General features: G+C 55.3%; 30 protein-coding genes. 4 read left to right on the forward strand and 26 right to left on the reverse strand.

Translation table 11 applies throughout. The features are described 5' to 3' along the window. Positions 1-25 precede the first annotated feature (25 nt). The 19 genes from rpsE to ACZA91_RS03195 form a co-directional block, all read right to left on the reverse strand. A complete protein-coding gene (gene rpsE, locus ACZA91_RS03105; RefSeq protein ID WP_190356081.1) occupies positions 26-550 on the reverse strand; it encodes a 30S ribosomal protein S5 in 525 nt (174 codons plus the stop codon). Between the two features lie 23 nt (positions 551-573). Further along, a complete protein-coding gene (rplR, locus tag ACZA91_RS03110; protein ID WP_099534710.1) occupies positions 574-936 on the reverse strand; it encodes a 50S ribosomal protein L18 in 363 nt (120 codons plus the stop codon). After that, positions 936-1,475, reverse strand: a complete 540-nt coding sequence (rplF, locus tag ACZA91_RS03115) for a 50S ribosomal protein L6 (protein WP_099534709.1) — start codon at positions 1,473-1,475, stop codon at positions 936-938. The genes rplR and rplF overlap by 1 nt, the downstream gene beginning before the upstream one ends. Positions 1,476-1,501: 26 nt before the next feature. After that, positions 1,502-1,900 (reverse strand): 30S ribosomal protein S8, encoded by a 399-nt coding sequence (rpsH, locus tag ACZA91_RS03120; RefSeq protein ID WP_099534708.1) that lies wholly within the window; start codon positions 1,898-1,900, stop codon positions 1,502-1,504. 18 nt (positions 1,901-1,918) lie between these two features. Then, on the reverse strand, positions 1,919-2,464 hold the full coding sequence (gene rplE, locus ACZA91_RS03125; RefSeq protein ID WP_099534749.1) for a 50S ribosomal protein L5: 546 nt from the start codon (positions 2,462-2,464) through the stop codon (positions 1,919-1,921). Between the two features lie 26 nt (positions 2,465-2,490). Then, positions 2,491-2,859 (reverse strand): 50S ribosomal protein L24, encoded by a 369-nt coding sequence (gene rplX, locus ACZA91_RS03130; RefSeq protein ID WP_099534707.1) that lies wholly within the window; start codon positions 2,857-2,859, stop codon positions 2,491-2,493. After that, positions 2,859-3,227, reverse strand: a complete 369-nt coding sequence (gene rplN, locus ACZA91_RS03135) for a 50S ribosomal protein L14 (protein ID WP_099534706.1) — start codon at positions 3,225-3,227, stop codon at positions 2,859-2,861. Before rplN ends, rplX begins: the two co-directional genes overlap by 1 nt. Before the next feature lie 17 nt (positions 3,228-3,244). Next, a complete protein-coding gene (gene rpsQ, locus ACZA91_RS03140; RefSeq protein WP_099534705.1) occupies positions 3,245-3,493 on the reverse strand; it encodes a 30S ribosomal protein S17 in 249 nt (82 codons plus the stop codon). Positions 3,494-3,511: 18 nt separating this feature from the next. After that, positions 3,512-3,739 carry a 50S ribosomal protein L29 gene (gene rpmC, locus ACZA91_RS03145; protein ID WP_463184624.1) on the reverse strand — a complete coding sequence of 76 codons (228 nt, stop codon included), beginning with the start codon at positions 3,737-3,739 and terminating at the stop codon, positions 3,512-3,514. A 6-nt stretch (positions 3,740-3,745) separates the two neighbouring features. Beyond that, positions 3,746-4,165 carry a 50S ribosomal protein L16 gene (gene rplP / locus ACZA91_RS03150; RefSeq protein WP_099534703.1) on the reverse strand — a complete coding sequence of 140 codons (420 nt, stop codon included), beginning with the start codon at positions 4,163-4,165 and terminating at the stop codon, positions 3,746-3,748. A 3-nt stretch (positions 4,166-4,168) separates the two neighbouring features. Further along, on the reverse strand, positions 4,169-4,900 hold the full coding sequence (rpsC, locus tag ACZA91_RS03155; protein WP_099534702.1) for a 30S ribosomal protein S3: 732 nt from the start codon (positions 4,898-4,900) through the stop codon (positions 4,169-4,171). A gap of 21 nt (positions 4,901-4,921) precedes the next feature. Then, on the reverse strand, positions 4,922-5,278 hold the full coding sequence (gene rplV / locus ACZA91_RS03160; protein WP_099534701.1) for a 50S ribosomal protein L22: 357 nt from the start codon (positions 5,276-5,278) through the stop codon (positions 4,922-4,924). 21 nt (positions 5,279-5,299) lie between these two features. Continuing rightward, entirely contained in the window at positions 5,300-5,578 is a 279-nt protein-coding gene (gene rpsS / locus ACZA91_RS03165) for a 30S ribosomal protein S19 (RefSeq protein WP_099534700.1), read from the reverse strand. A gap of 98 nt (positions 5,579-5,676) precedes the next feature. Further along, on the reverse strand, positions 5,677-6,540 hold the full coding sequence (rplB, locus tag ACZA91_RS03170; RefSeq protein WP_099534699.1) for a 50S ribosomal protein L2: 864 nt from the start codon (positions 6,538-6,540) through the stop codon (positions 5,677-5,679). Positions 6,541-6,561: 21 nt separating this feature from the next. Further along, positions 6,562-6,888 (reverse strand): 50S ribosomal protein L23, encoded by a 327-nt coding sequence (locus tag ACZA91_RS03175; RefSeq protein WP_099534698.1) that lies wholly within the window; start codon positions 6,886-6,888, stop codon positions 6,562-6,564. After that, positions 6,881-7,516 (reverse strand): 50S ribosomal protein L4, encoded by a 636-nt coding sequence (rplD, locus tag ACZA91_RS03180; RefSeq protein ID WP_099534697.1) that lies wholly within the window; start codon positions 7,514-7,516, stop codon positions 6,881-6,883. Before rplD ends, ACZA91_RS03175 begins: the two co-directional genes overlap by 8 nt. A 40-nt stretch (positions 7,517-7,556) precedes the next feature. Next, entirely contained in the window at positions 7,557-8,201 is a 645-nt protein-coding gene (gene rplC, locus ACZA91_RS03185; RefSeq protein ID WP_099534696.1) for a 50S ribosomal protein L3, read from the reverse strand. 487 nt (positions 8,202-8,688) lie between these two features. After that, complete coding sequence (glyS, locus tag ACZA91_RS03190; RefSeq protein ID WP_463184630.1) at positions 8,689-10,845, reverse strand: glycine--tRNA ligase subunit beta; 2,157 nt, start codon at positions 10,843-10,845, stop codon at positions 8,689-8,691. 198 nt (positions 10,846-11,043) lie between these two features. Continuing rightward, positions 11,044-11,625: a hypothetical protein gene (locus ACZA91_RS03195; protein WP_143473144.1), complete on the reverse strand. Its 582-nt coding sequence runs from the start codon at positions 11,623-11,625 to the stop codon at positions 11,044-11,046. Between the two features lie 214 nt (positions 11,626-11,839). Between ACZA91_RS03195 and ACZA91_RS03200 the strand changes: the two genes are divergently transcribed. Next, on the forward strand, positions 11,840-12,337 hold the full coding sequence (locus tag ACZA91_RS03200; protein WP_099534693.1) for a hypothetical protein: 498 nt from the start codon (positions 11,840-11,842) through the stop codon (positions 12,335-12,337). Here the strand turns inward: ACZA91_RS03200 and ACZA91_RS03205 are convergent. The 3 genes from ACZA91_RS03205 to ACZA91_RS03215 form a co-directional block, all read right to left on the reverse strand. Next, complete coding sequence (locus ACZA91_RS03205; RefSeq protein ID WP_463184633.1) at positions 12,334-13,875, reverse strand: adenylate/guanylate cyclase domain-containing protein; 1,542 nt, start codon at positions 13,873-13,875, stop codon at positions 12,334-12,336. The two genes, ACZA91_RS03200 and ACZA91_RS03205, sit on opposite strands and share 4 nt — an antisense overlap. 367 nt (positions 13,876-14,242) lie before the next feature. Next, the gene (locus ACZA91_RS03210) at positions 14,243-14,662 is read right to left on the reverse strand and encodes a hypothetical protein (protein WP_190356085.1); all 420 of its coding nucleotides are present in this window, start codon (positions 14,660-14,662) and stop codon (positions 14,243-14,245) included. Positions 14,663-14,798: 136 nt separating this feature from the next. After that, positions 14,799-15,569, reverse strand: coding sequence for a coiled-coil domain-containing protein (locus tag ACZA91_RS03215; protein ID WP_190356086.1), 771 nt, complete (start codon positions 15,567-15,569; stop codon positions 14,799-14,801). Between the two features lie 216 nt (positions 15,570-15,785). On the opposite strand from ACZA91_RS03215, the gene ACZA91_RS03220 reads away from it, so the two are divergent. From ACZA91_RS03220 to ACZA91_RS03230, 3 genes are all read left to right on the forward strand, one after another. After that, entirely contained in the window at positions 15,786-15,980 is a 195-nt protein-coding gene (locus tag ACZA91_RS03220) for a hypothetical protein (RefSeq protein WP_463184637.1), read from the forward strand. A 188-nt stretch (positions 15,981-16,168) separates the two neighbouring features. Beyond that, positions 16,169-18,787, forward strand: a complete 2,619-nt coding sequence (gene clpB / locus ACZA91_RS03225; RefSeq protein WP_463186383.1) for an ATP-dependent chaperone ClpB — start codon at positions 16,169-16,171, stop codon at positions 18,785-18,787. Positions 18,788-19,048: 261 nt separating this feature from the next. Continuing rightward, the gene (locus ACZA91_RS03230; protein ID WP_099534688.1) at positions 19,049-19,618 is read left to right on the forward strand and encodes a DUF4126 domain-containing protein; all 570 of its coding nucleotides are present in this window, start codon (positions 19,049-19,051) and stop codon (positions 19,616-19,618) included. A gap of 21 nt (positions 19,619-19,639) precedes the next feature. Here ACZA91_RS03230 and ACZA91_RS03235 read toward each other — a convergent pair whose 3' ends face one another. The 4 genes from ACZA91_RS03235 to ahcY form a co-directional block, all read right to left on the reverse strand. Further along, positions 19,640-20,236, reverse strand: a complete 597-nt coding sequence (locus ACZA91_RS03235; RefSeq protein ID WP_463184638.1) for a Uma2 family endonuclease — start codon at positions 20,234-20,236, stop codon at positions 19,640-19,642. Between the two features lie 68 nt (positions 20,237-20,304). Continuing rightward, the gene (gene ruvX / locus ACZA91_RS03240) at positions 20,305-20,727 is read right to left on the reverse strand and encodes a Holliday junction resolvase RuvX (protein ID WP_190531376.1); all 423 of its coding nucleotides are present in this window, start codon (positions 20,725-20,727) and stop codon (positions 20,305-20,307) included. A 139-nt stretch (positions 20,728-20,866) separates the two neighbouring features. Beyond that, positions 20,867-21,490, reverse strand: a complete 624-nt coding sequence (locus ACZA91_RS03245; protein WP_463184640.1) for a DedA family protein — start codon at positions 21,488-21,490, stop codon at positions 20,867-20,869. A 139-nt stretch (positions 21,491-21,629) separates the two neighbouring features. Beyond that, positions 21,630-22,919 carry an adenosylhomocysteinase gene (gene ahcY / locus ACZA91_RS03250; RefSeq protein ID WP_099534684.1) on the reverse strand — a complete coding sequence of 430 codons (1,290 nt, stop codon included), beginning with the start codon at positions 22,917-22,919 and terminating at the stop codon, positions 21,630-21,632. Between the last annotated feature and the right edge of the window lie 168 nt (positions 22,920-23,087).

The following is a 23,087-nucleotide window of genomic DNA, read 5'->3' on the forward strand; positions in this document are numbered from 1 at the left end:
ATTTGGTCTCCGTCGATGACCGGAACTATTTGTACAGGTGCTCGAGGGTCACACCCCGGTCTTCGGCCACTTCTGCGAAAGTCCGCAGGGAAGACAGGGCATCCAAAGCAGCACGGGCGTTGTTCAAGGGGTTGTCGGAACCCAGTTGCTTGGCAAGGATGTTTTTCACCCCAGCCAATTCCAACACGGTACGGACAGCACCCCCGGCGATTACCCCAGTACCGGGAGCGGCGGGGCGCATCATCACTTTGGAGCTACCACCACCGACACCGTTGGTGGGGTGGGGAATCGTGTCGCCCTTGATCAGGGGCACGTCAACTAGGTGCTTTTTGCCATCGGCTACGCCTTTTTTGACGGCTCCGATCACATCAGCGGCTTTGCCAACCCCAACGCCCACTTGACCGCGTTCGTTACCGATCACGACCACGGCGCGGAAGCTGAGCTTTTTACCGCCCTTGACCACCTTGGTGACGCGGCGGATTTGGACGACGCGCTCTTGCCATTCGGACTCTTTCTCGCGGGTGCGATTGCCTTTACGACGAGTTGCCATAGTGAATACTCCTGAGTTCTCGCCTAGAAGTTCAGTCCGGCTTCGCGCGCCGCGTCGGCCAAAGCCTTGACACGACCGTGGTAAAGATTACCGCCGCGATCGAACACAACTTGGGTAACGCCCTTGGCTTGGGCGCGCTCAGCCAGCAGCTTACCCACCGCTGCGGCTGCGTCACAATCGCGGCTGCTTTCAAGCTGCGATTTGACATCGGGTTCCAGGGTCGAAGCGGCTACCAACGTGTGATGTTGGGTGTCGTCGATCACCTGGGCGTAAATGTGTTGGTGCGAGCGGAACACGCACAGGCGAGGCCGATCGGGCGTTCCCGAAACTTTGCGGCGCACCCGCCCGTGGCGACGGCGCACCATATCCTTGCGAGTGGCTTTCATTATTTCTTACCTGTCTTACCTGCCTTGCGGCGAACGACTTCACCTTGGTAGCGAATCCCTTTGCCCTTGTAGGGTTCCGGTTTGCGCACAGCACGGACACGGGCGGCGGTGTTACCCACCAATTCCTTGTCAATGCCGCTGACAATCACGTTGGTGTTGTTTTCTACCGCAAACTGAATCCCGTCGGGGGCGGGGATATTCACCGGGTGGCTGTAGCCCATGCTCAGGTTGAGCGTGGTGCCTTGAACAGCGGCCCGATAACCGACCCCTTGGATTTCCAGACGACGCTGGAAGCCTTGGGACACCCCTTCGACCATGTTGGCCAGCAGGGTGCGGCAGAGACCATGGCGCTGACGGGCGGGACGTGATTCATCCCGGCGCGTCACGAGCAATTGATCTGCTTCTTGGGAGAAGAGAATTTCAGGGGGAAAGGTGCGGGTCAGCTCGCCTTTGGAGCCTTTGACCGAGACGGTTTGGCCGTCGATCGTCACCGTCACCCCTTTGGGAATGGGAATGGGACGCTTGCCAATGCGGGACACGATTGAGAACTCCTTCGTCGTAGGGATTACCAGACGTAGCAGAGGACTTCGCCACCGATGCCCTGCTGACGCGCGTCGCGATCGGTCATGATGCCTCGAGAGGTCGAGACGATCGCGATGCCAATGCCGCCCAACACGCGGGGCAAATCGCGGCGATTGGAATAGACACGGAGGCCCGGCTTACTCACGCGCTTCAGGTTCGAGATGATCGGACGGCGCTGCTTGCCCTTGTATTTCAAAGAGATCACGAGCGTCTTCTTCACACCTTCACCGGTTTCTTCCACTTCGGCGACGAAGCCTTCAGACTTGAGCACCTCGGCGATGCTGCGGGTCATCTTGGTGGCCGGAACTTCCGTTTTTTGGTGACGCGCCAGGCAGGCGTTGCGAATGCGCGTCAGCATATCTGCGATGGGATCGTTAACCATAGTTCGCTCCTTGCAACGCTACTTGTCCCGGAACGGCATGCCCATTTCCTTGAGCAGCGCGCGGCCTTCTTCGTCGGTGGTGGCGGTGGTCGTGATGCAAATGTCCATCCCGCGGATTTGGTCGATGCTGTCGTAGCTGATTTCAGGGAAGATCAGCTGCTCACGCAGACCTAGGGAGTAGTTGCCACGACCATCGAAGCTGTTAGGGCTGACACCACGAAAGTCCCGGATTCGGGGTAGGGACAATCGCACAAGGCGATCGAGGAAGTCATACATCTTGTCGGAGCGCAGGGTCACCATCATGCCCACGGGCATCCCTTGGCGCAGCTTAAAGCCGGCGATCGCCTTTTTGGCGCGGGTCACGACGGGGCGTTGACCGGTGATGGTGGCCAATTCCACTAGAGAAGACTCCAGGGCCTTGGCATTCTGCGACGCTTCGCCCAAACCACGGTTCACCGTGATCTTCACCACTTTGGGCACCTGGTGAATGTTCTCGTACCGGAACTGTTCCATCAGTTTCGGCACGATTGTTTCCTTGTAAATGGTTTTCAGTCGTGCTGGCATGGCTGTTTCAGCGATCGGGCGCAACGTTAGTCGATGATTTCGCCAGTTTTAATCAGCTTGCGCACCTTCTTGCCTTGGTCGGTGAAGGTGTAGCAAACGCGGCTGGCGACCTTTTCTTTTTCGGAATAGTGCAGGACGTTCGAGCTGTGGATCGGGAACTCGCGCACCTCGACTTTGCCCGATTCGCCTTCCTGGGTTGGCTTGGTGTGCTTGGTCTTTTGGTTCACCCCTTCCACGATCACTTGGCTCGTTTTGGGGAAGACGCGCACAATCTTGCCAACTTTTCCCTTGTCACGACCGGAGATCACCTGAACGGTGTCACCCGCTTTGACATGCATTTTGAAGCGCACGGCTTTGCCGTTTGCATTCACTTGAATCTTGCCGGGCTTGGCCATTACAGCACCTCCGGAGCCAGCGAAACGATCTTCAGGTAGTTCTTGTCACGCAGCTCACGAGCTACGGGGCCAAAAACGCGCGTCCCACGGGGGTTGCCATCCTTGTTGACGATCACGGCGGCGTTGTCGTCGAAGCGAATGCACATGCCGCTATCGCGTCGGATGGTTTTCCGAGTGCGAACGATCACGGCTCGCACCACGTCGGACTTTTTCACTGCCATATTCGGAATGGCATCTTTGACGACGGCGATGATTTCATCACCGACATGGCCGTAGCGACGGTTGCCACCGCCCAGGACGCGAATACACATCAGCTTCTTCGCGCCGCTGTTGTCCGCTACGTTCAGATAGGTTTGCTGTTGAATCATGGGCGATCGAGCCTCCCTTACCGGGTCGCGCTTTCGAGAACTTCAACGACCGTCCAGCGCTTGGTTTTGCTCAGGGGGCGAGTTTCGCGGATGCGAACCCGATCGCCTTCCTTGCACTGGTTGTCTTCATCGTGGGCCTTAAAGCGGCGCGTGCGAACCACAATCTTGCCGTACTTGGAGTGGGCCGAGCGGTTTTCCACCGACACCACCACCGTTTTCTGCATCTTGTCGCTCACAACAACGCCAACACGTTCTTTGGCAGCCATAGGGGGTTAACTCCAGAACTACGCTTGGGTTGCTGCTTCAGATGCAGCCGCGAGCTTGCGCTCATGCTCCACCGTGAGCAGTTGCGCCAACTCATGCTTTACATGTTTGATTTCGTGCGACTTCACCTCTTGGCGAATCGCCTTCTTCATCCGGAATTGGAACAGTTGGCGCTTGAGTTCCAAAATGCGATCGCCCAGTTCGGTGTCACTAAGGGCGCGCGCGTCAGCAATCTTCGGGAGAGCCATAGGGCATTACGACTGGATGTCTTCGCGAACAATAAACTTGGTCTTCACGGGCATCTTGAACGCGGCCAGGCGCATTGCTTCGCGAGCCGTCTCTTCAGCAACACCCTTGATTTCGTACAGGATCCGACCGGGTTTGATCACGGCCACCCAGAACTCCGGTGCCCCTTTACCGGAACCCATCCGGGTTTCTGCGGGGCGCATGGTCACAGGCTTGTCAGGGAAGACGCGGATCCAGATTTTGCCACCCCGGCGGATGTAGCGGGTCATGGCCCGACGACCGGCTTCGATTTGGCGAGCCGTAATCCAGCCGCATTCCAGCGATTGCAGGGCAAAATCCCCAAAATTCAGCGAACTGCCCCGAGTGGCGAGGCCCCGCATCCGGCCGCGTTGTTGCTTGCGGAATTTTGTTCTTCTTGGACTGAGCATGGATTATTCCTCGTTCGAGCGGTCTTCAAACTGCTGACGACGACGGGGTTGGCGACGACGCGGCGCAGGCTGATTCGCCGGAGCCACTTCCTCTTGTCCAGGAATGATCTCGCCCTTGAACACCCACACCTTGATCCCCAACACCCCATAGATGGTGCTGGCGGTGCGGTAGCTGTAGTCGATGTCCGCCCGCAGGGTATGCAGGGGCACGCGACCTTCCCGCGTCCATTCCGATCGGGCAATTTCTGCACCGTTCAAACGACCGCCGACTTGGATTTTGATCCCTTCGATTCCAGCGCGTTGGGCCCGTTGGATCGCCTGGCGGACGACCCGACGGAACGACACCCGGCGCTCCAGTTGCTGAGCGATGTACTCGGCAATCAAGGTGGCATCGGCATCGACGCGGGCCACTTCGATCACGTTGATTCGGATCTGGCGATCGCGGCTCCCGAGCAGGTTTTGCAGACCGACCCGCAGGGTTTCGATCCCGCTGCCGCCCCGGCCCACCACCACACCCGGACGGGCGGTGTGAACTTCCAGGTCGATTTGGTCAGCCTTGCGTTCAATCCGCACCTTGGCAATGCCGGCATTGTTCAGGTTCTTCTCAACGTATTGCCGGATTTTGTGGTCTTCCTGCAACAGGCTGGAATAACGCGACGGATCTGCAAACCAGCGCGAGCGGTGCTCTTGGGTAATGCCGAGTCGCAGGCCGACGGGGTGAATTTTCTGTCCCATGGTTTCCTCGTCTCCTTATGCTTAGGCTTCTGCCGCCGGAGCAACCGCCACGGTGATGTGGCAGGTGGGCTTGCGGATTTGGTAGGCGCGACCTTGGGCGCGAGGGCGGAATCGCTTCAGGGTGGGGCCCTGGTCAGCGAAGGCCGTGCTCACCACCAAGGAGGTGGCATCGAAACCGTTGTTGTTTTCTGCGTTGGCCGCGGCCGATCGCAGCAACTTGCGAACGATTTCGCAGGCGCGATAGGGCATGAACTGCAGAATAATCAGCGCTTCGGCGTAGCTCCGACCACGGATTTGGTCGAGGACGCGGCGAACTTTGCGGGGGGACATCCGCACGAAGCGCACGCTTGCTTTGACTTCGTTGGGACTAAGTGCCATATCTGAGCGATTCTCCGGGGGTTACTTGCGTCCTTTCTTGTCGCCCTTGGTGTGGCCTTTGAAGGTGCGCGTGGGAGCAAATTCCCCCAGCTTGTGGCCCACCATTTGCTCGTTGACGTACACGGGGACGTGTTGCCGGCCGTTGTGGACGGCGATCGTGTGACCCACCATTTGCGGCAGGATCGTTGAGGCTCGTGACCAGGTTTTGATCACTTGCTTTTCGCCCTTGACGTTCAGCGCTTCTACTTTTTTGAGCAGCTTGTCAGCAACGAAGGGACCTTTTTTCAGAGAACGAGACATACGCTTTAGGAACTCTTAGGGATTCGCGATCTCAAGCGGCGATCGCCCAGGGCTGGAGGGTTAGACCAACGGGCGGGCGATCGCCACACTGAAAAAACCTATGCGTTGCGACCGCCGCGACCGCGCTTGGACGACTTACGACGACGACGCACAATGAGTTTGGTGCTGGCTTTCCGCTTGTCGCGGGTTTTGCGACCCAAAGCGGGTTTACCCCAAGGGGTGACCGGGCCAGAACGCCCAATGGGCGCGCGCCCTTCACCACCACCGTGGGGGTGATCCACCGGGTTCATGACGCTACCGCGCACTTCCGGACGGCGACCCAACCAACGCTTGCGGCCGGCTTTACCCAGGCTCAGGTTGCGGTGTTCGGAGTTGCCGACGCTGCCGATGGTAGCCATGCACTCTTTACGAACCTTGCGCACTTCCGTGGAAGGCAGCTTCAGGGTGACGTAGTTGCCTTCTTTGGCGACCACTTCAGCACCGGAGCCAGCGGAACGGGCCATTTGCGCACCGCGACCCGCCACCAACTCAATGTTGTGGACGGTCGTACCCAAAGGCATGTTGGCCAAGGGCAGGGCATTACCCACTTCGATCGGGGAATCGGGGCCCGCCACGATCGTTTGGCCCACTTTCAGACCAACGGGGGTGATGATGTAGCGCTTTTCGCCATCTTCGTATTGCACCAACGAAATGCGCGCATTCCGGTTGGGGTCATACTCGATCGACAGCACTTCAGCGGTCATGCCCAGCTTGTCGCGCTTGAAGTCGATCTTCCGGTACAGACGCTTGTGGCCACCACCCCGGTGACGACAGGTGATCCGACCCAGGTTGTTACGACCCTTGCGGCGGTGCTTGTAAGAAGTCAGAGACTTTTCGGGTTCGCTGCGGGTGATTTCCGCAAAGTCAGCCACGCTGGCTTGACGAACCCCGGGGGTATAAGGACGGAAGGTACGAATTGGCATCGTCTTAAAACTCCTTCAGCGCTAGACTTCGGGGAACAGTTGAATCGAACTGCCTTCGGCCAGCGTGACGATCGCCCGCTTCACCTGAGGACGGTAACCCGACAGCCGACCCAGTTTCCGGGTCTTGCGCGGCGGGTTGTAGGTGTTGACCCTCTGGACTTTCACCTCAAACAGACCTTCGATCGCTGCCTTGATGTCCAGCTTGTTGGCGCGGGGATCCACATCAAACACGTACTGGTTGTTTTCCAGCAGAATCGTGGCCTTTTCGGTGATGATCGGCCGGCGAACCACATCCGCCAACGTGCGATCGTCCAAGCGCGTCTTGTACTTAGGAGTGCGCTTAATCATCGCCGTAAACCTCCTTGATCTTCTCCAGCGCGTCCGCCGTCACCACCACCTTGTCGGCGTTCAGCAGGTCGAACACATTTAAGTTCGTTGCCAAAATCAACCGCAGGCTTTGGACGTTCCGGGCCGACAGCCAAACGTTTTCGTCTTGGTCAGCCACAATCAACAGCACCTTTTGGTTCGCATCCACATCCCAACGGGCGAGCGCGGCCAACAGGTCTTTGGTCTTGGGCTGGCTGAGTTGGCTGGCAAAGTTTTCCACCACCACCAAGTCATCCAAGCGACCTTGGAACGCCGTGCGCAGGGCCAGGCGGCGTTCCTTCCGGTTCATCTTTTGCGAATAGTCGCGGGGCTTGGGGCCAAAGATCACACCACCACCACGCCACAGGGGAGAGCGGTTCGAGCCAGCACGGGCGCGACCGGTTCCCTTTTGCCGCCAGGGCTTGCGACCACCACCGCGCACTTCCGAACGGGTCTTGGTGCTGACAGTACCTTGACGAGCATTCGCCAATTGACGCACCAAAGCCCGGTGCACAATGTGCTGAGCGTTTTCTTCACGGGCGACGCGTAAGTCCAGCTCGGTCTTGCCGGCTTCCTTACCGTCCCAATCTTTCACAATGCAGTTGACCATTGCTGTGCTCCACGTTCGACGGACTTACGGGCGATCGCGCTTACTTTTGACGACCCACCAGGTTGGACGGTGCAATGCTGACCAGCGTCCCCGGCTTGCCCGGAACCGCACCCTTGATCAACACGATGTTGCGATCGGGGTCGATCCGCACAACCGTCAGCTTCTTGACCGTCACACGCTCATTGCCCATCCGGCCAGCCATGCGCTTACCGGGATAGACACGACCGGGGGTCGTACCCGCACCCGTCGAACCGGGCAGACGGTGGTTTTTGGAACCGTGAGACATCGGCCCGCGACCAAAGTTGTGGCGCTTTTGGTAACCCGCGAAACCACGACCAATGCTGTTACCCGTCACGTCAACGATTTGACCGACTTCGATGCAGCGATCGGCGCGGATTTCTTCACCAAGGGTAAAGCCAGCCACATCCACCAAACGGTATTCCCGCAGGTGGCGCAGGGGCTTCGCGTTGGCCTTGCTCAGGTGTCCGATTTCCGGCTTGCTGAGGGCCTTTTCTTTGACTTCTTGAAAACCCAACTGAACGGCCGTGTAGCCATCAGTCTCTTTGGTTTTGATTTGCGTAACGGTACAGGGGCCAGCTTGGATGACCGTTACCGGGATGGCCCGGCCCGTTTCATCAAAGACTTGGGTCATGCCCAACTTAGTACCTAGAATGCCAAGAGACATGGCGTTCTCCTTAGACTAGGGATGGTTAGGAGAGTCCTTCCCCCTAGCGTCAACCAGCCGTAACAAGAGCGCCTCTAGCGCGTAAGGGCTAGAAGCACTTTCCCGACGGACTTTGAGTTTTGGGCACTCTGATTGACGTAGACTGACCGCTTATCTGCACTGAGAAATCATTGAGAATCTCAAGGCTCGGATGTCAGTCAACCGAGGGAAGATTTTGCGCTGGAGCGGTTTGCATCGTTGCAGCGCGTTTGCTTGCTAGGACTTAAGCAGCGACCTGCTCAGTATCCGGTTCAGCAAAAGTTGCCTGGAAAATTTGCCAGATCGGCAAATGTTGCGGTTTTAAGGTTGCGTAGCGCAGGGAACCACAGTTTTGGCAACGGTTCAATATTATAGGGGTGTGGCCGTCTTTTGTCTAGCAATTGATGATTTTGCTACAAAACTGGCAGCACACCCCTTGGCCCTTAGGCCGGAAATGGGGATGAATGCTTTACCCCTTCACGATCGCCCCGAAATCTCCGAGCACCCTGGCATGGTTCCGCAACAGGCCCAGCAGGTTCAGCCGGTTACGCCGCACCGCTTCATCATTCACCATCACCATCACACTTTCGGAACCATCAAAGAAGTTCGCCACCACGGCCGCCGCCTGCGCCAGTTGATCGGCCAGGGGCTGGTAGTTACGGGTTTGGCGCGTGGCTTGGGTGATGGGCAACAGGGCAACCAGGGCATCATAAAACGCCTGTTCTGAGGGTTGCTCAAACAAGGCAGATTTCACGGAAGCAGCGGGATCCAAATCGCTGAAGTTGAGATCGCCTTTGGCGGCCAGTTTGGAGGCGCGGTTGATGGTGGCATAGAGGTTGGCCAATTGCCCCGATCGCCGCAGGGATTGCAAGAACTGTGCCCGTTGCAGCACGTCGGCGGGGTCGTAGAGGGCGCGTAGGGCCGCATCGCGATCGCCCGGTTCCCCGACCACTGCCAAGGCCAGGTCGTAATCAATGCCCTGTTCATCTTCGAGCAGGCTGCGGAACCGTTGCACAAAGAATTCTGCCAGTTGCGTGCCCATGCCAGAATCTGCCCAACGATCGACCGATTCCGGCTCAATCAGCGATTCCAAATTCAGAGACCAACCGGCATCCCAAATGATGTTCACCACAGCGTTGGCGGCCCGGCGCAGGGCAAAGGGATCGGAGGATCCGCTCGGCAACAGGCCAATTCGGAACAGACTGCACAGGGTATCGAGGCGATCGGCCAGGGCCACAATACGCCCGGTTTGACTGGTGGGCAAAGCATCGCCCGCGCCCTTGGGTAGGTAATGTTCCCCGATCGCCACCGCCACCGCTTCCGGTTCCCCGCTGGCCCGGGCATACTTCTCGCCCATGATGCCTTGCAGCTCTGGGAACTCGAAGACCATGCTGGTCACCAAGTCTGCTTTACAGAGCAGGGCGGCCCAGTTCACCAAGTCCCGATCGTCCGCCGACAGTTGCAGTTGGTGGCAGAGTCGATCGGCCATGGACACGATTCGATCGACCTTGGCCCGCATACTGCCCAATTGGTCTTGGAAGGTGACCGTTTCCAGCTTGGCCAAGTAGCTTTCTAACGGCTTGGCAATATCGGCCTTGTAGAAATACTGGCCATCGCTGAGGCGGGCCCGCACCACTCGTCCATTGCCCTCAGCGATGATGGCGGCCTTGGTCGGATCCCCGTTACTGATGGTGATGAAGTTGGGCAACAGTCGATCGGGCTGGCCCGGTTGATGGACGGGGAAATAGCGCTGATGGGTGACCATGACGGTTTTGGTCACCTCCGACGGCAACTCCAAAAATTCCTGATCAAAACCACCAATCACCGCCGTGGGAAACTCCACCAAGTCCCGCACTTCTTCCAGCAAATCGGGGTCAATTTCCGCTTCTCCACCCAGTTGGGCCGCAGCGGCCTGGGTCTGCTGAATGATCAGCGCCTGCCGCTGCTCGGGATTCACCAGCACGGAAGCCGCTGCCAAGGTAGCCACATAGTCCGTGGCCTGGGCGATCGAAACCGATGCAGGATGCAACACCCGGTGGCCGGTCGTGACTCGATCGGCCGTCAGCACTTCCGCCGAGCGCGTTTCGGTGGCCGCTCGCACGGTCAAAGACACCGGCAATACTTGATCATCCCAAAGGGCAATCAGGCTGCGAATGGGCCGGGGGAATCGAAATTCTCCATCTCCCCAGCGCATAAACCGCTTGCCTTCAAGGGCCAGCACCCATTGGGGAGCCAATTCCTGCAAGAGATCGGGGGTCGATCGCCCCGCCGTGAACACTTCCGCAAAAACAAATTCACCCTTGTCCGTGGCTCGCAACTCCAAATCGCTCAGGGCCACACCGTTTTTGCGCGCAAATCCTTCGGCGGCCTTGGTGGGTTGCCCATCCTTGAAGGCAGCACTGGCCGGCGGCCCTTTCACCGCCTCCCGGCGATCGGGCTGGCGATCGGGCAACCCTTCAATCACCAGGGCCAAGCGGCGCGGTGTGGCAAACACCTGCACCGATGTGGCGCTTAGGTTGGCTTCCGCCAAGCTCTGGGGCACGCGATCGCGCCACTGACGCACCGCACTGGCCACAAAACTTGCGGGTAATTCTTCAGTGCCGACCTCAAACAAAAAAGCAGGCATGGGAGCGCTGGAACTCGATGAACAGACTTGAAAAACCTAGCAGATCGCCAGCATAAACGATCCGAAACCATCCGACTGAGGGCGATTGTTTCGTTGCGTTGCGTTGCCTTCGTTAACTGGTCTTCATGGCCTGGCCGTCGTTAACGCGCCCAGCCAGAAGACAGGCCAATCGCCTCAGTCACAGCAGCCATCAGCCCCCTAGGCACGCCCCAGCCACAGAATTCCTGCAATCACCAGCAGCACCAGCAACAACCCAAAGCCCAAAAAGCGATTCTCATGGACAATCAGGGCCGGATCGATCGGCTTTGGCTCCGGCATGGGACGAGATCGGGGCGATCGGCTCGGGGCCTGACCGGTGGCCGCCTTGAACCCCGCACCATCCGCCGCCTCCAAGCTCGACAAGTCAGGAATCTCCGTCAGCCATTCCGGGCGCTTGCTCAACACGGGCGCTTCCAAAATCGCCAACAGCCGGCGAGCTTGCGATCGGGTTTCTAGGTGGGGATGCTTCGTCAGTTGCCGACACAATTGCAACCCCGCATCCCGCAGGCCCGCAGCCTCGTAGGCCGTCACCAACCACACCTGCATTTCACCCCCCAAACGCCCATTGGCCGGCAACAGCGCCGCCCCCGTTTCCAAGGACTCGATCGCCTCGCGATAGCGCCCTGCCTCAAACAGCCTCCGCCCCTGGTCATAAAGCGTTTGGGCCCGATCTAGGGTCATGGCCTCAAAATCCGTTACCGGCTTTGGATCGGCCGTCTCTGGCTCCGTACCGGTTTCCACAGCACTCGCCCCCGATGCAGGGTCCAGCGATGAATTCAGCGAGTGAAAGACTGCTTCTTGATCTGGTTGATCTTGCTCTGCCGCCACGCGATCGCCTCAAATTCCTCTCGGTTCAGAGCCTTTAGTTTAACCCCGTGCTCCATAACTCTTTACGCAGCGGCGAGACCTTGGGTTAATCTTAAGGGGCATTTTTTGAGAAACACCACCGCGCGCTATGAAACGGCCGCTCGCGATCGCCGCCCTCACCAGCCTTGGCCTTGGTTTGGCAGGACTGCACATCAACGCCCAAGCCCAAGACCGCAGCGCCCCCGTGGTGGAATGTCGCCGCCCCGTGCCCCTGATGCCCGTTGGTGGCAATGACCCCGAAGTGGTGAAGCGGGTTTCGGCCCCTAGCCTGCTGTTTACGCGCAACAATTGGAACACCGATTTTGTTGTTCCTAGCAATCAAAGCTTTACCAGTTTTCGAGTCAGTTTATTTTTTAAAGACTCCGGCAGCTACAAGTCTGAAATGTTCCTCAAATATGGGGACAGCAGCAACGACCAGTTCTATGACGAACGGGTGAATGCTGAAGCGAATCAACTGGTGCAAGTGCCTGCCTATCCACGTCGTCGGCCCGGCCAAAACATTCAACCGTTTCAGGTAAATGTGAAGGTAGGCAACACAGGATCGATCGGGAAAGTGTATGTCGTTTCCGTGGATGCTTGCCGTTAGTTCTTAGGGGCTTCCTCTAGCCAATAAACCAACATGTCTCCTCGGCCTTTCACAGCAATTACCCCCCGCTGGGTTAATCGATAAAGGCTCGCTTCTCCCCCCAGGCGATCGAACACCGCTTGAGTCACTTGAATTTTGCCTGGCGATCCTTGAGACTCCATGCGGCTGGCCACATTCACCGTGTCCCCCCACAAATCGTAGGCAAACTTTCGCAGCCCAATCACCCCCGCCACCACGGGCCCCGAATGGAGTCCCACCCGAATGGAGAGGGGATAGCGGGACGTTTGATTCAATTGCTCGATCGCCCGCTGCATCGCCAAAGCCATGTCCGCCGCCGCCGCCGCATGGTTAGGGTTGGGATTCGGCAAGCCCGCCGCCGCCATGTAGGCATCGCCAATGGTCTTGATTTTTTCAAGGCCATGGAACTCTGCTAACTGGTCAAATAGCGAAAACATGCGATTGAGTAATTCAATTGTTTCGCCCGGTTGCAGTTGCGAAGCCAGGGGCGTGAACCCCACTAAATCCGCAAATAAAACCGTTACTTCTGGGAATAAATCTGCAATTTGGGACGAATCCGTCAGGAGTCGATCGGCAACACTGCGCGGCAAAATATTGGTGAGCAATTGATCCGAACGTCGCTGCTCTTGGCGCAGTTGTTTACGAACTTCAAATTCAGTGCGAGATAGGCGTTCATAGAGGCCAACCACCAAAGTTGACATCAAAGAAATCCACACCATATCAAACAAAACTTGCCCAGGATCCAAAGGCTCTGGAAAAATTGCCTGACCCATCAAGCCATTGGTCAAAACATAATTCACATAGGCAATGAGGTGGGAAATGAGATGCCAGTGCCAGCGAAACGGCAGCACGGCCGCGATGCTAAAAAATCCCAACGTCCAACCCTTCAGATCGGGCATGACGGGTGTTCCCCAATGGCTAGGTAAATTAGTCACCACCGAAATCGTGGTTGAAAGCAGTAAAAATAGACGAAATTGGGATGAAAAAATCACCGGATCCAAGCTCAAGTGCTCAGGCCGCTTCGACTGAATTAGAGGTGGCAATTTTCCACCCTGGCTTAAGGGCTTTGGGACAATATTCTTAGGAGTTTTGTTAGGAGTTTTTGTAGGAGTTGTTTGACGAGAAACAGCAAAATAGCCCTCCGCAGTCGATGCCGGAACCAAATATCGTTCAGTTAAAGACTGGGTTTCACGGCTGCCAGCAAAAATTAAAACAATTGCCATCAAATGGCGAATTAAACGCACACTGAACAGGTCGCCTTTACTGGATTCTTCAAAGGCAATCAGAATTGAGAACGTGCTGAAATAAATGACTCCTAGGCGAAATCCCAGCATCAAGCGCTGATGAATCAGTGCCGATCGCCAGGCGACATAACTATCAAATTCCGCTTCATTGAGATGTCGCCCATCTCCCAAGAGAAGGTTGATGCAACGGGTTAACCAAGCGCGCAACAGACTACGAAAGGATGGGCTACCTCTAGGGCGATTGCGCCAAATCCGTCGCCAAGGGGTCAAGGGCACAGCAAGAGCAAGAGCAGGGAGAGATCGAAGATTCTTGGAATTTTATTGGAATTTTAACGGAATTGAGCGACGAAATTAGGCAGATTCAGTTGTCAGAATTTGGGATCATTCCCCTAGAAACTTCAACTGATCAGATCTGACGGATCGCAGTAGGCAAATTTGCCTAAATTAATTTGAAAATTGCTAGCGATCAGTTGAAGTTATGGTCAGTCGCCATCAACAATAGCCCGTAGGGTGGGCAATGCCCACCGAATCATCACGTCATGGCATCTGCAATATGGCGTGCTAATCGTTTTAGGTAAGGGTCGTATGATCAGTCGCCATCAACAGGCATCAATTGACATTGAGAAAATGTCCTAAACAGCAATTAATTGGGACGGTAGGGATCGATCGAAGGATAGGGGCCAAATTGTACTTGGCGCAATCCACAGAGATCATAGGGCTGTTCTTCCAAGACCGTCTGGGAACCATCAGAATAAATGGCTTTGATTTTGTAGTTACACCCAGATTGATAAAGGTTGTCGTAATTAAATTCCAAGTCGATCGCTTCACCGGATTTTAAAATGCGATCGCCTAAGAGTTCCTGCCAATCCCCTGAATAGCGAGGTGCAATATAGAGGGCGTATAAACTACGAGCATTATTGTTGCGAAACCGAATCCGCGCAATGCGGTTTTCCGGTCGGGTATTGTCCCATTGGGCGAAGGCTCCTTCGATCGCTGTGCCGAGGACTGTAACCCCGATCAGACCCATGGCAATCAGTTGGCTGCTCCACCGCTTGAAATTCATAACTCAGGCTCTCTGCGTGAGGTTGCAATTGAGAAAAAGATTGCGTCCAGTGTACGCGCGATTGTTCAGTCCCTGCTAGGGGATGGCGAAAATTGTTGAGAGAATGCTGAATAATTTCTGAGTCATTCCTGCGAAATTAGTCAGAATTCCATTGATCTTGTCGATTATGCAACGTTTTTAGCTCGTTTCGAACCCGATCGCCCAGTTTTAATGCTTCATCAAGTACCTGACCATATTCAAGGGCTTGATCCGTCACCAGTTGCATATGCTGACCCAGGGTAGCCCCTTCAAAGGCATCCACTTGCGCCATCACCACATCTTGGTTTTCACGTAACACCCGTTCCACTTTTAAGGCATTTTCCAGCTCCGATCGCAGTTGGCTCAGGGTGGCAATTGTTTGGGCTTGTTCCTCAGGGCTAATTACCTTTCCAGAGGCTTGGGCCAGTTGAGCCTTCACATCCGTTGCGCGTACCAGTCGATTAAATTTTTCGACCTCTTGGGTCAAGGGCAGGAGCGATCGCAAGGTATCTTGTTTTTTCTCTTCATCCCAAGAAAACCAAATGGACATGGGAATCCCTGTCAGCAAACAAACACCGGCAGACCAGCGCACAATGTTAATGACACTGATTCCGGCAAACAAGCCCAACAGGCGAACTAAGTAAAACCCACCAATGGCAATGGGAATCACAAAAATTCCGAGTAAGATCGCCCAAATAATCGAAAACCAAAATCCATTCCAAGCATATTTCAAGCAACGCTTACCGATTGCTTGCCATTTAGACAATTTGCGATTTTGATACAAGGCTTTAGACAAATCTTGAGCATCTTTGAAGGGAACGCCAGTTAGGGTTTGAAAGTCCGTAGGCGACAGGAGCAAAGTTTGCCAATCGGTTGTTTTTTCAGTCATATTTTTCACTCATATTCAGTTTCCTTTAATGGTCAGTTTCGCCTGAGCTTTACCCGATTTGACGAGCGGCAGATTCGGTCAGCCGTTTCTGATGGGTTGCGATTTGTTTTCTATCCTAAGCAGCTCCCCGCTTTTCGATCGCCCGGTCTGACCGCAACCCACAGCGTCCACTGATTCGACTCAAAGGGCTGACCATCGAACCGAGGCAACTGACCCATGCAACTGACCCCGGAACGGCTAGGCCTGACTCAGTTGGTCTTGGCTGAAAAGGGGGCGATCGCGCCGCGCCCCAGTCATCTGAATCCCCCTGCACCGCAGCAAAATCACGACAAAATCACGGCACAATCGCGACAAGGTTGCCGGGAACGGGTAACAGCAGCATCGGGGACAAAGGGCAAGCCTAAACGATGACCCGATCGGGAGTGGCTCAGCTCGGCGCGATCGGGTTCCTACCAGGGTTGCCCCAGACGGCAAACCCCCACCCCTTGGGTCGTAAAAGCCGATCGCGCTCGATCGCCCTCCCTGCCTACAATAACGCTACGGTTGTGCAGCGGAGGCTGATCCCTACCGGAGTAATTCCTGCACACCCCAAACACCCCATGCAACCCACTGATCCCAATAAGTTCACCACCAAGGCTTGGGAAGTGATTGCCCAAATGCCAGAAGTTGCCAAGCAAAATCGCCAACAACAGCTAGAGTCAGAACATTTACTCAAATCATTATTAGAACAAGAGGGATTAGCGACCAGTATTTTTAGCAAGGCCGGGGCCCAGCCCAGTCGCTTACAAGAATTAGCGGATCAATTTTTGCAGAAACAGCCCAAAATTTCCGGTGATATTGGCTCCGTTTATTTGGGACAAAGCCTGGATAAGTTGCTCGATCGATCCGAGGCTTTTCGCAAGGAATTTGGTGATGAATATCTTTCGATCGAACACCTCGTATTGGGGTTTGCCAAGGACGATCGCTGCGGTCGCAAGATTTTTGATGAAGTTGGGCTAAATGAGGCCAAACTTCGGGAAGCAATTAAACAAGTGAGAGGCAATCAAACCGTGACCGATCGTGATCCAGAAGGGAAATACGAAGCTCTTGAAAAATATGGCCGAGACCTCACCCAATATGCCCGCCAAGGGAAGCTCGATCCAGTCATTGGCCGGGATGATGAAATCCGTCGCACCATCCAAATCTTGTCGCGTCGCACCAAAAATAATCCTGTTCTAATTGGCGAGCCAGGGGTGGGCAAAACCGCGATCGCTGAAGGATTGGCTCAGCGAATTGTTAAAGGAGATGTGCCAGAATCTTTGCAAAATCGCACCCTGATTGCCCTTGACATGGGCGCACTGATTGCTGGGGCCAAATATCGCGGAGAATTTGAAGAACGTCTGAAAGCGGTGCTCAAGGAAGTGACGGATTCTGAAGGGAATATCATTCTCTTCATCGATGAAATTCACACCGTTGTGGGCGCAGGGGCAACGCAGGGGGCCATGGATGCCGGTAACCTCCTAAAACCGATGTTGGCTCGAGGTGAATTGCGCTGTATTGGAGCCACCACCCTTGATGAGTACCGCAAATATATTGAAAAAGACGCGGCATTGGAACGGCGATTCCAACAGGTTTATATTGATCAGCCTTCGGTGGTGGATACGATTTCAATTCTGCGAGGATTGAAAGACCGCTATGAAACTCACCACAACGTCAAGATTTCCGATAGTGCTTTGGTGGCGGCGGCAACCCTTTCTAATCGCTATATTAGCGATCGATTTTTGCCAGATAAGGCGATCGATCTGGTGGATGAAGCCGCAGCCAAGTTGAAAATGGAAGTTACCTCTAAGCCAGAGGAACTAGATGAAATTGATCGCAAGATTTTGCAACTGGAAATGGAGCGCTTATCCTTGCAAAAGGAGAGTGATTCAGCGTCCAAGGAGCGACTGGAACGACTCGATCGGGAACTGGCAGACCTGAAGGAAACCCAAAGCCATCTGAACGCCCAATGGCAACAGGAAAAAGATCTGTTGGAGCAACGAAAAGCCCTCAAGGAACAGATCGATCGGGTGGAGCTAGAAATTCAGCAAGCGGAGCGAGACTATGACCTCAACCGGGCCGCTGAATTAAAGTTTGGAACCCTGAATGAACTGCATCAACAATTGCAGACCATCGAACAAACCATTTCGACTCAGCAATCGAGCGGTCAAATTCTGCTGCGAGAAGAAGTCAGTGAATCTGATATTGCTGAAATTATTGCCAAGTGGACTGGCATTCCGGTCAGCAAACTGATTGCTTCCGAAATGGAAAAACTGCTGCATTTGGAAGACGAGCTACACCAACGAGTGATTGGCCAAGATGAGGCCGTCACGGCGGTGGCCGATGCTATTCAGCGATCACGTGCGGGGCTGGCCGACCCCAACCGCCCGATCGCCAGCTTTATCTTCCTGGGCCCCACAGGCGTGGGCAAAACTGAACTCGCTAAATCCTTGGCGGCTTATCTATTCGACACCGAAGAAGCAATGGTGCGAATTGATATGTCGGAATATATGGAGAAACATGCGGTTTCGCGCTTGGTCGGCGCGCCCCCCGGTTATGTGGGCTATGAAGAAGGCGGACAACTCACAGAAGCCATTCGTCGTCGTCCTTATTCCGTGATTCTGTTTGATGAAATTGAAAAAGCGCACCCGGATGTGTTCAACATCATGCTGCAAATTTTGGATGATGGTCGAGTGACCGATTCCCAAGGGCGCACCATTGATTTCAAAAACAGCATCATCATTTTGACCAGTAACATTGGCTCCCAATACATTTTGGAATTGGCGGCCGATAACAGTCGCTACGAAGAAATGCGGACGCGGGTGATGGCGGCCATGCGCGAGCAATTCCGCCCAGAATTCTTGAACCGAATTGATGACATCATCATTTTCCACGGTCTCGAAAAATCGGAATTGCGCCAAATTATCCAAATTCAAGCCCAGCGATTGGAAGCCCGTTTAGCGGAGAAGAAAATGGCCCTGAAACTGTCAGAAGCGGCGATCGACTTCTTGGCAGAGGTTGGCTACGATCCCACCTACGGCGCACGCCCCTTAAAACGCGCCGTGCAACGGGAATTGGAAACCCAAATTGCTAAGTGCATTTTGCGGGGTGAGTTTACCGAAGGTGACACGATTTGGGTTGATATTGAAAACGAGCGACTGGCTTTTAAGCGGCTGACGGCGGACTTGGTGGCACTCTAGGTTAGGCAACGGCGATCGCCCATGGCTCTCGATCGTGCTGAGTGAACCAAAATCGCCTAAAGTTCAAGGCCACTGGGAAATTTCCGAGTCGCATGGGTCGATCGCCCCGAGTTTGTGATTGGAGCGATCGACCCCCATCCTTTGCGGATCTCAACAACCGATCCTGGAAAAAACAGTTCAACAAGGGGCATTGACTCAAAAAGGGGCATCGATGGTGCAATTACAGACGAGTTCAGGTTTCTATGGGATGCGCCCATTGTCATGGTTGAACTCCTAGCGGTGCTGGCAGCTTCGGCGGCGGGAGGGATGCGCATTGCCCTGCCGCTGTTGTTGATTGGCCTCTTGCAGGGCGATCGCCTCTGGTCACGAGTGCCGCTGCTGTCGCAACTGTCGCCGCAATGGGTGCTTGGGGTGCTGGTCAGTTGGTCTCTGTTTGAGCTGTTTGCTTCCAAAAAACTGCTGGGGCAAAGAATTTTGCAGTTGGTGCAATTGGTGTTTAGTCCCTTGGCTGGGGCCGTGATGGGAATGGCGATCGCCCAAGCAGCCGATCGGACGGATCAAATCACCGTACTGTTGGGAATTGTGGGAGGCCTGTTGGCCCTAGTTTTGCAACTGGTGCAGGTAGGCTGGTTTTTTCGATTAGGAGGGCTGCCCCTTTGGGCAATTTTCACCCAAGATGCCCTCTGCATTTTTCTGGTGCTATTTGCCTTTGATGCGCCCACCCAAGGGGGCACAATCGCCCTGATGCTTTTGTGGTTAGCGATTCGCAGTTCCAAGGCCTGGTATTTCCATTACCAAGGACAACCGAACTCATCATCACCCAGAACCTAATGATCAAAATGATCAAAGCGATTAATCAACTGCTAGCCAATCAAAGAGCTGACCCAGCGTAAGTTGAAATTCAGCCGCAAACTCAGGCACAGGCAAGCGATCGTTTTCATCCCAAAAAATTGAAATTTGGCAATCACGATTAATTGTTAAAACACCATTTTGATCGGGGTCAATCAGCCAGCCCATTTGCGTTCCGTGCTGAGCACAATGCAGTAGCTTGTCAATGATGCCCAGGCTTTCTTGCTTGGGCGATAAGATTTCGATCGCCCAGTCTGGCGGGATTAAAAATTGGTTGGCAACCCGGCCAGTTGTCGCATTTCGGGGAATTCGATCCCAAAGAAACACTGATAAATCAGGAACAATAGCCTGGCCGCCAAATGTACAGCGTAATTCCGTATAGGCCCGAGCAATTTTGCGCTGTTTAAGCACGGCGTTAATGGCTGCTACCAAGTCTGCTTGGAGGGTGCTGTGTTCTCCCTGGGGCATTGGTTTTTGAATGATTTTGCCGTTAATGAATTCACTGGCCGGCTGGGTATCGGGCAGGGCCAAAAACTGGTTTAGGTCGATCGCCTCTGGGGCTGACTCAGCAGCAACCGGAGCGCTTAGGCTAGCGGTCATTTACCGATCCTCCAAAACCGATGCAGTGGGCTATCTCTTCCCAGGATAGCGACTGGTTCTGACTAAATTCAAATCCGCTGCTCATCCAGCCAGCGTTGCAAAATCGCCGCCGCCGCATAGCGATCGATGCTGCCCTTGTCTCGCGAGGGTTGGAGGCCGCGCGATCGCAACAGTTCCTCGGCTTCCACCGAACTCAGCCGCTCGTCCACCAACACAAACGGCAGCCCGATCGCCGTGGCATAGCGCTTGGCCCACTTGCGGGCGTGGCGGGTTTGAGCGCTGTCTTCCCCATCCATCGTCAAGGGCAACCCGGCCACCAACAATGTAGCCTGGCGTTCTTGGGCGATCGCCCGCAACGCTGCCACATCTTGCTCAAAAGATTGCCGCTCGATCGTGGCGATCGGGCTGGCCAGTAACCCAAGGCGATCACACCCCGCCACCCCGATCCGTTTGCGCCCAATATCCAGGGCGATCGCCGCCACTTCTGTCATGGTTGTTGATCTCTAACCGGCTCAATTCATCCCAAACAAATCGGGGCAGGCCCAGCCCACCCCGATTCACGTGACTATTATTTTGGCAGTCATCTCGTAGGGGCGTAACACCTTACGCCCTCCCCCAGTCACCCACGTTTTAACCGTTGCCCTTGTTGCGTAAATCCAGGTTTTTCTTCACCAGCCAAGCCGCAAAGCCCAGCACCAAAATCCCCAACACGATCTTAGAAACTGGGCTGAGATATTCGTCAACCAGCTCATAGTTCGAGCCGAGTTTGTAGCCCAAGGTGGTGAGGGCTGCTGTCCAAATGATCGTGCCGAGGGTGGTGTAAATCGTGAAGGGAGCGATCGGCATTTCTTCAATCCCCGCCGGGAGTGAAATCAGTGTCCGAATTCCCGGAACCATCCGACCCAAAAACACAGCCTTAGCGCCATGCTTCTGGAACCAGGTTTTGGATTTCCCCACATCCTCGCCGGAAATGCCGATCCATTTGAAGTATTTATCTGCCCAACGTTCTAGGCGCTCTTCGTTGACCAGTTTGCCGATGTAGTACCAGGGATAGGCTCCCAACACCGTACCGATTACACCCGCTGCGATCGCCGGAATCAGTTCTAGGTTGTTATTGGGCTGCGAAGCCGTAAACCCCGCCAAGGGCATGATCAATTCGGAAGGAATTGGCGGAAACAGGTTTTCCAAAAACATCAGGAACCCAATGCCGAAATAGCCCAGGGAACCAATAATTTCAACAATCCACTCTTTCATAGAAAGCAAGAATAACGCGGTGAACAAAATCGATGAGTTGGGTGTGCGATCGCGCAATCAAACATCAAGCCCTTGAGGGCAAGACAAGGGGCTTAAGCCCCTTGCCCCGCACTAGGAATGAGGGTTCAGACTGGGGCGATTATGTGCCTTCAGTCCAGGAGTTCATGTACTCGATCTGTTCAGCGGTCAGGGAGTCGATCGCGATGCCCATGGCCGCCAGCTTCAGACGGGCGATCTCTTGATCCACCTCATCGGGAATCGAGTAGAGACCCGGCTCCAGTTGGCCCTTGTTCTTCACCAAATATTCGCAAGCCAGGGCTTGGTTGGCAAAGCTCATGTCCATCACGGCGCTGGGGTGGCCTTCCGCCGCCGCCAGGTTCACCAAGCGACCTTCGCCCAACACCACCACGGACTTGCCGTTGTTCAGGCGATATTCTTCGGTGAAGTTGCGGACGGTCTTCACTTCCGACGATTGGGCCTTCAGGGCCTTCAGGTCGATTTCCAAATCGAAGTGACCGGAGTTGCAGACGATCGCCCCGTCCTTCATCTTGGCGAAATGCTCGCCGCGAATCACATGCTTGTTGCCGGTGACGGTGATGAACAGGTCGCCCAGGGCGGCGGCTTCGTCCATCGGCATCACGCGGAAACCATCCATTACGGCTTCGATCGCCGGGACGGGCAGCACTTCAGTGACGATCACGTTTGCGCCCAAACCGCGCGCCCGCATGGCCGTGCCCTTACCGCACCAGCCATAGCCAGCAACCACCACGGTTTTGCCGGCCAACAGGACGTTGGTGGCGCGGATGATCCCGTCGAGGGTCGATTGGCCCGTGCCGTAGCGGTTATCGAAGAAATGCTTGGTTTGCGCGTCGTTGACGTTCATGGCCGGGAAGGTCAGCACGCCATCGCGCAGCATGGCCCGCAAACGGACGATGCCGGTAGTGGTTTCTTCGGTGGTGCCAATCAGGTCAGCGATTTGGTCTTGGCGCTGTTGGATCAGGGTGGCGGTCACGTCGGAACCGTCATCAATGATCACGTTCGGCTTGTGGTCGAGGGCAATGTTCACGTGGCGCAGATAGGTTTCGGTATCTTCACCCTTGTAGGCAAAGACCGAGATGCCTTCATCCACCACGAGGCTGGCGGCCACGTCGTCCTGGGTCGAAAGGGGGTTGCTGGCAATCAACACCGCATCCGCGCCACCGGCCTTGAGGGCGATCGCCAAGTGGGCGGTTTCGGTGGTGACGTGGCAACAAGCAACCAGACGCAAACCGGCGAAGGGCTTTTCGGTGGCGAAGCGATCGCGGATTTGGCGCAGCACCGGCATTTCTCGACCCGCCCATTCAATCCGTTGGCGACCCATGGGGGCCAAGGACAGGTCTTTGACTTCGTGTTTCACCAGTTGCGGCAAGCTTACGGGCGCGACGGTCATTGGGTTAGCAATTCCTTACTTGAATCGTTGAGGGGGGAGGGGCAGGCAGCTAGGGCGATCGACCGGATCACATCCGGCTGAGGGGAGATCGTTAGCCTCTTGCAGGTCAACTCAATCAGTGTATCAACTTCGTAACCTGGTGACCGGTCGCCAGGGTTTAGGATCGCC

The sequence above is a fragment of the Limnothrix sp. CMB-01 genome (genome assembly GCF_055193175.1).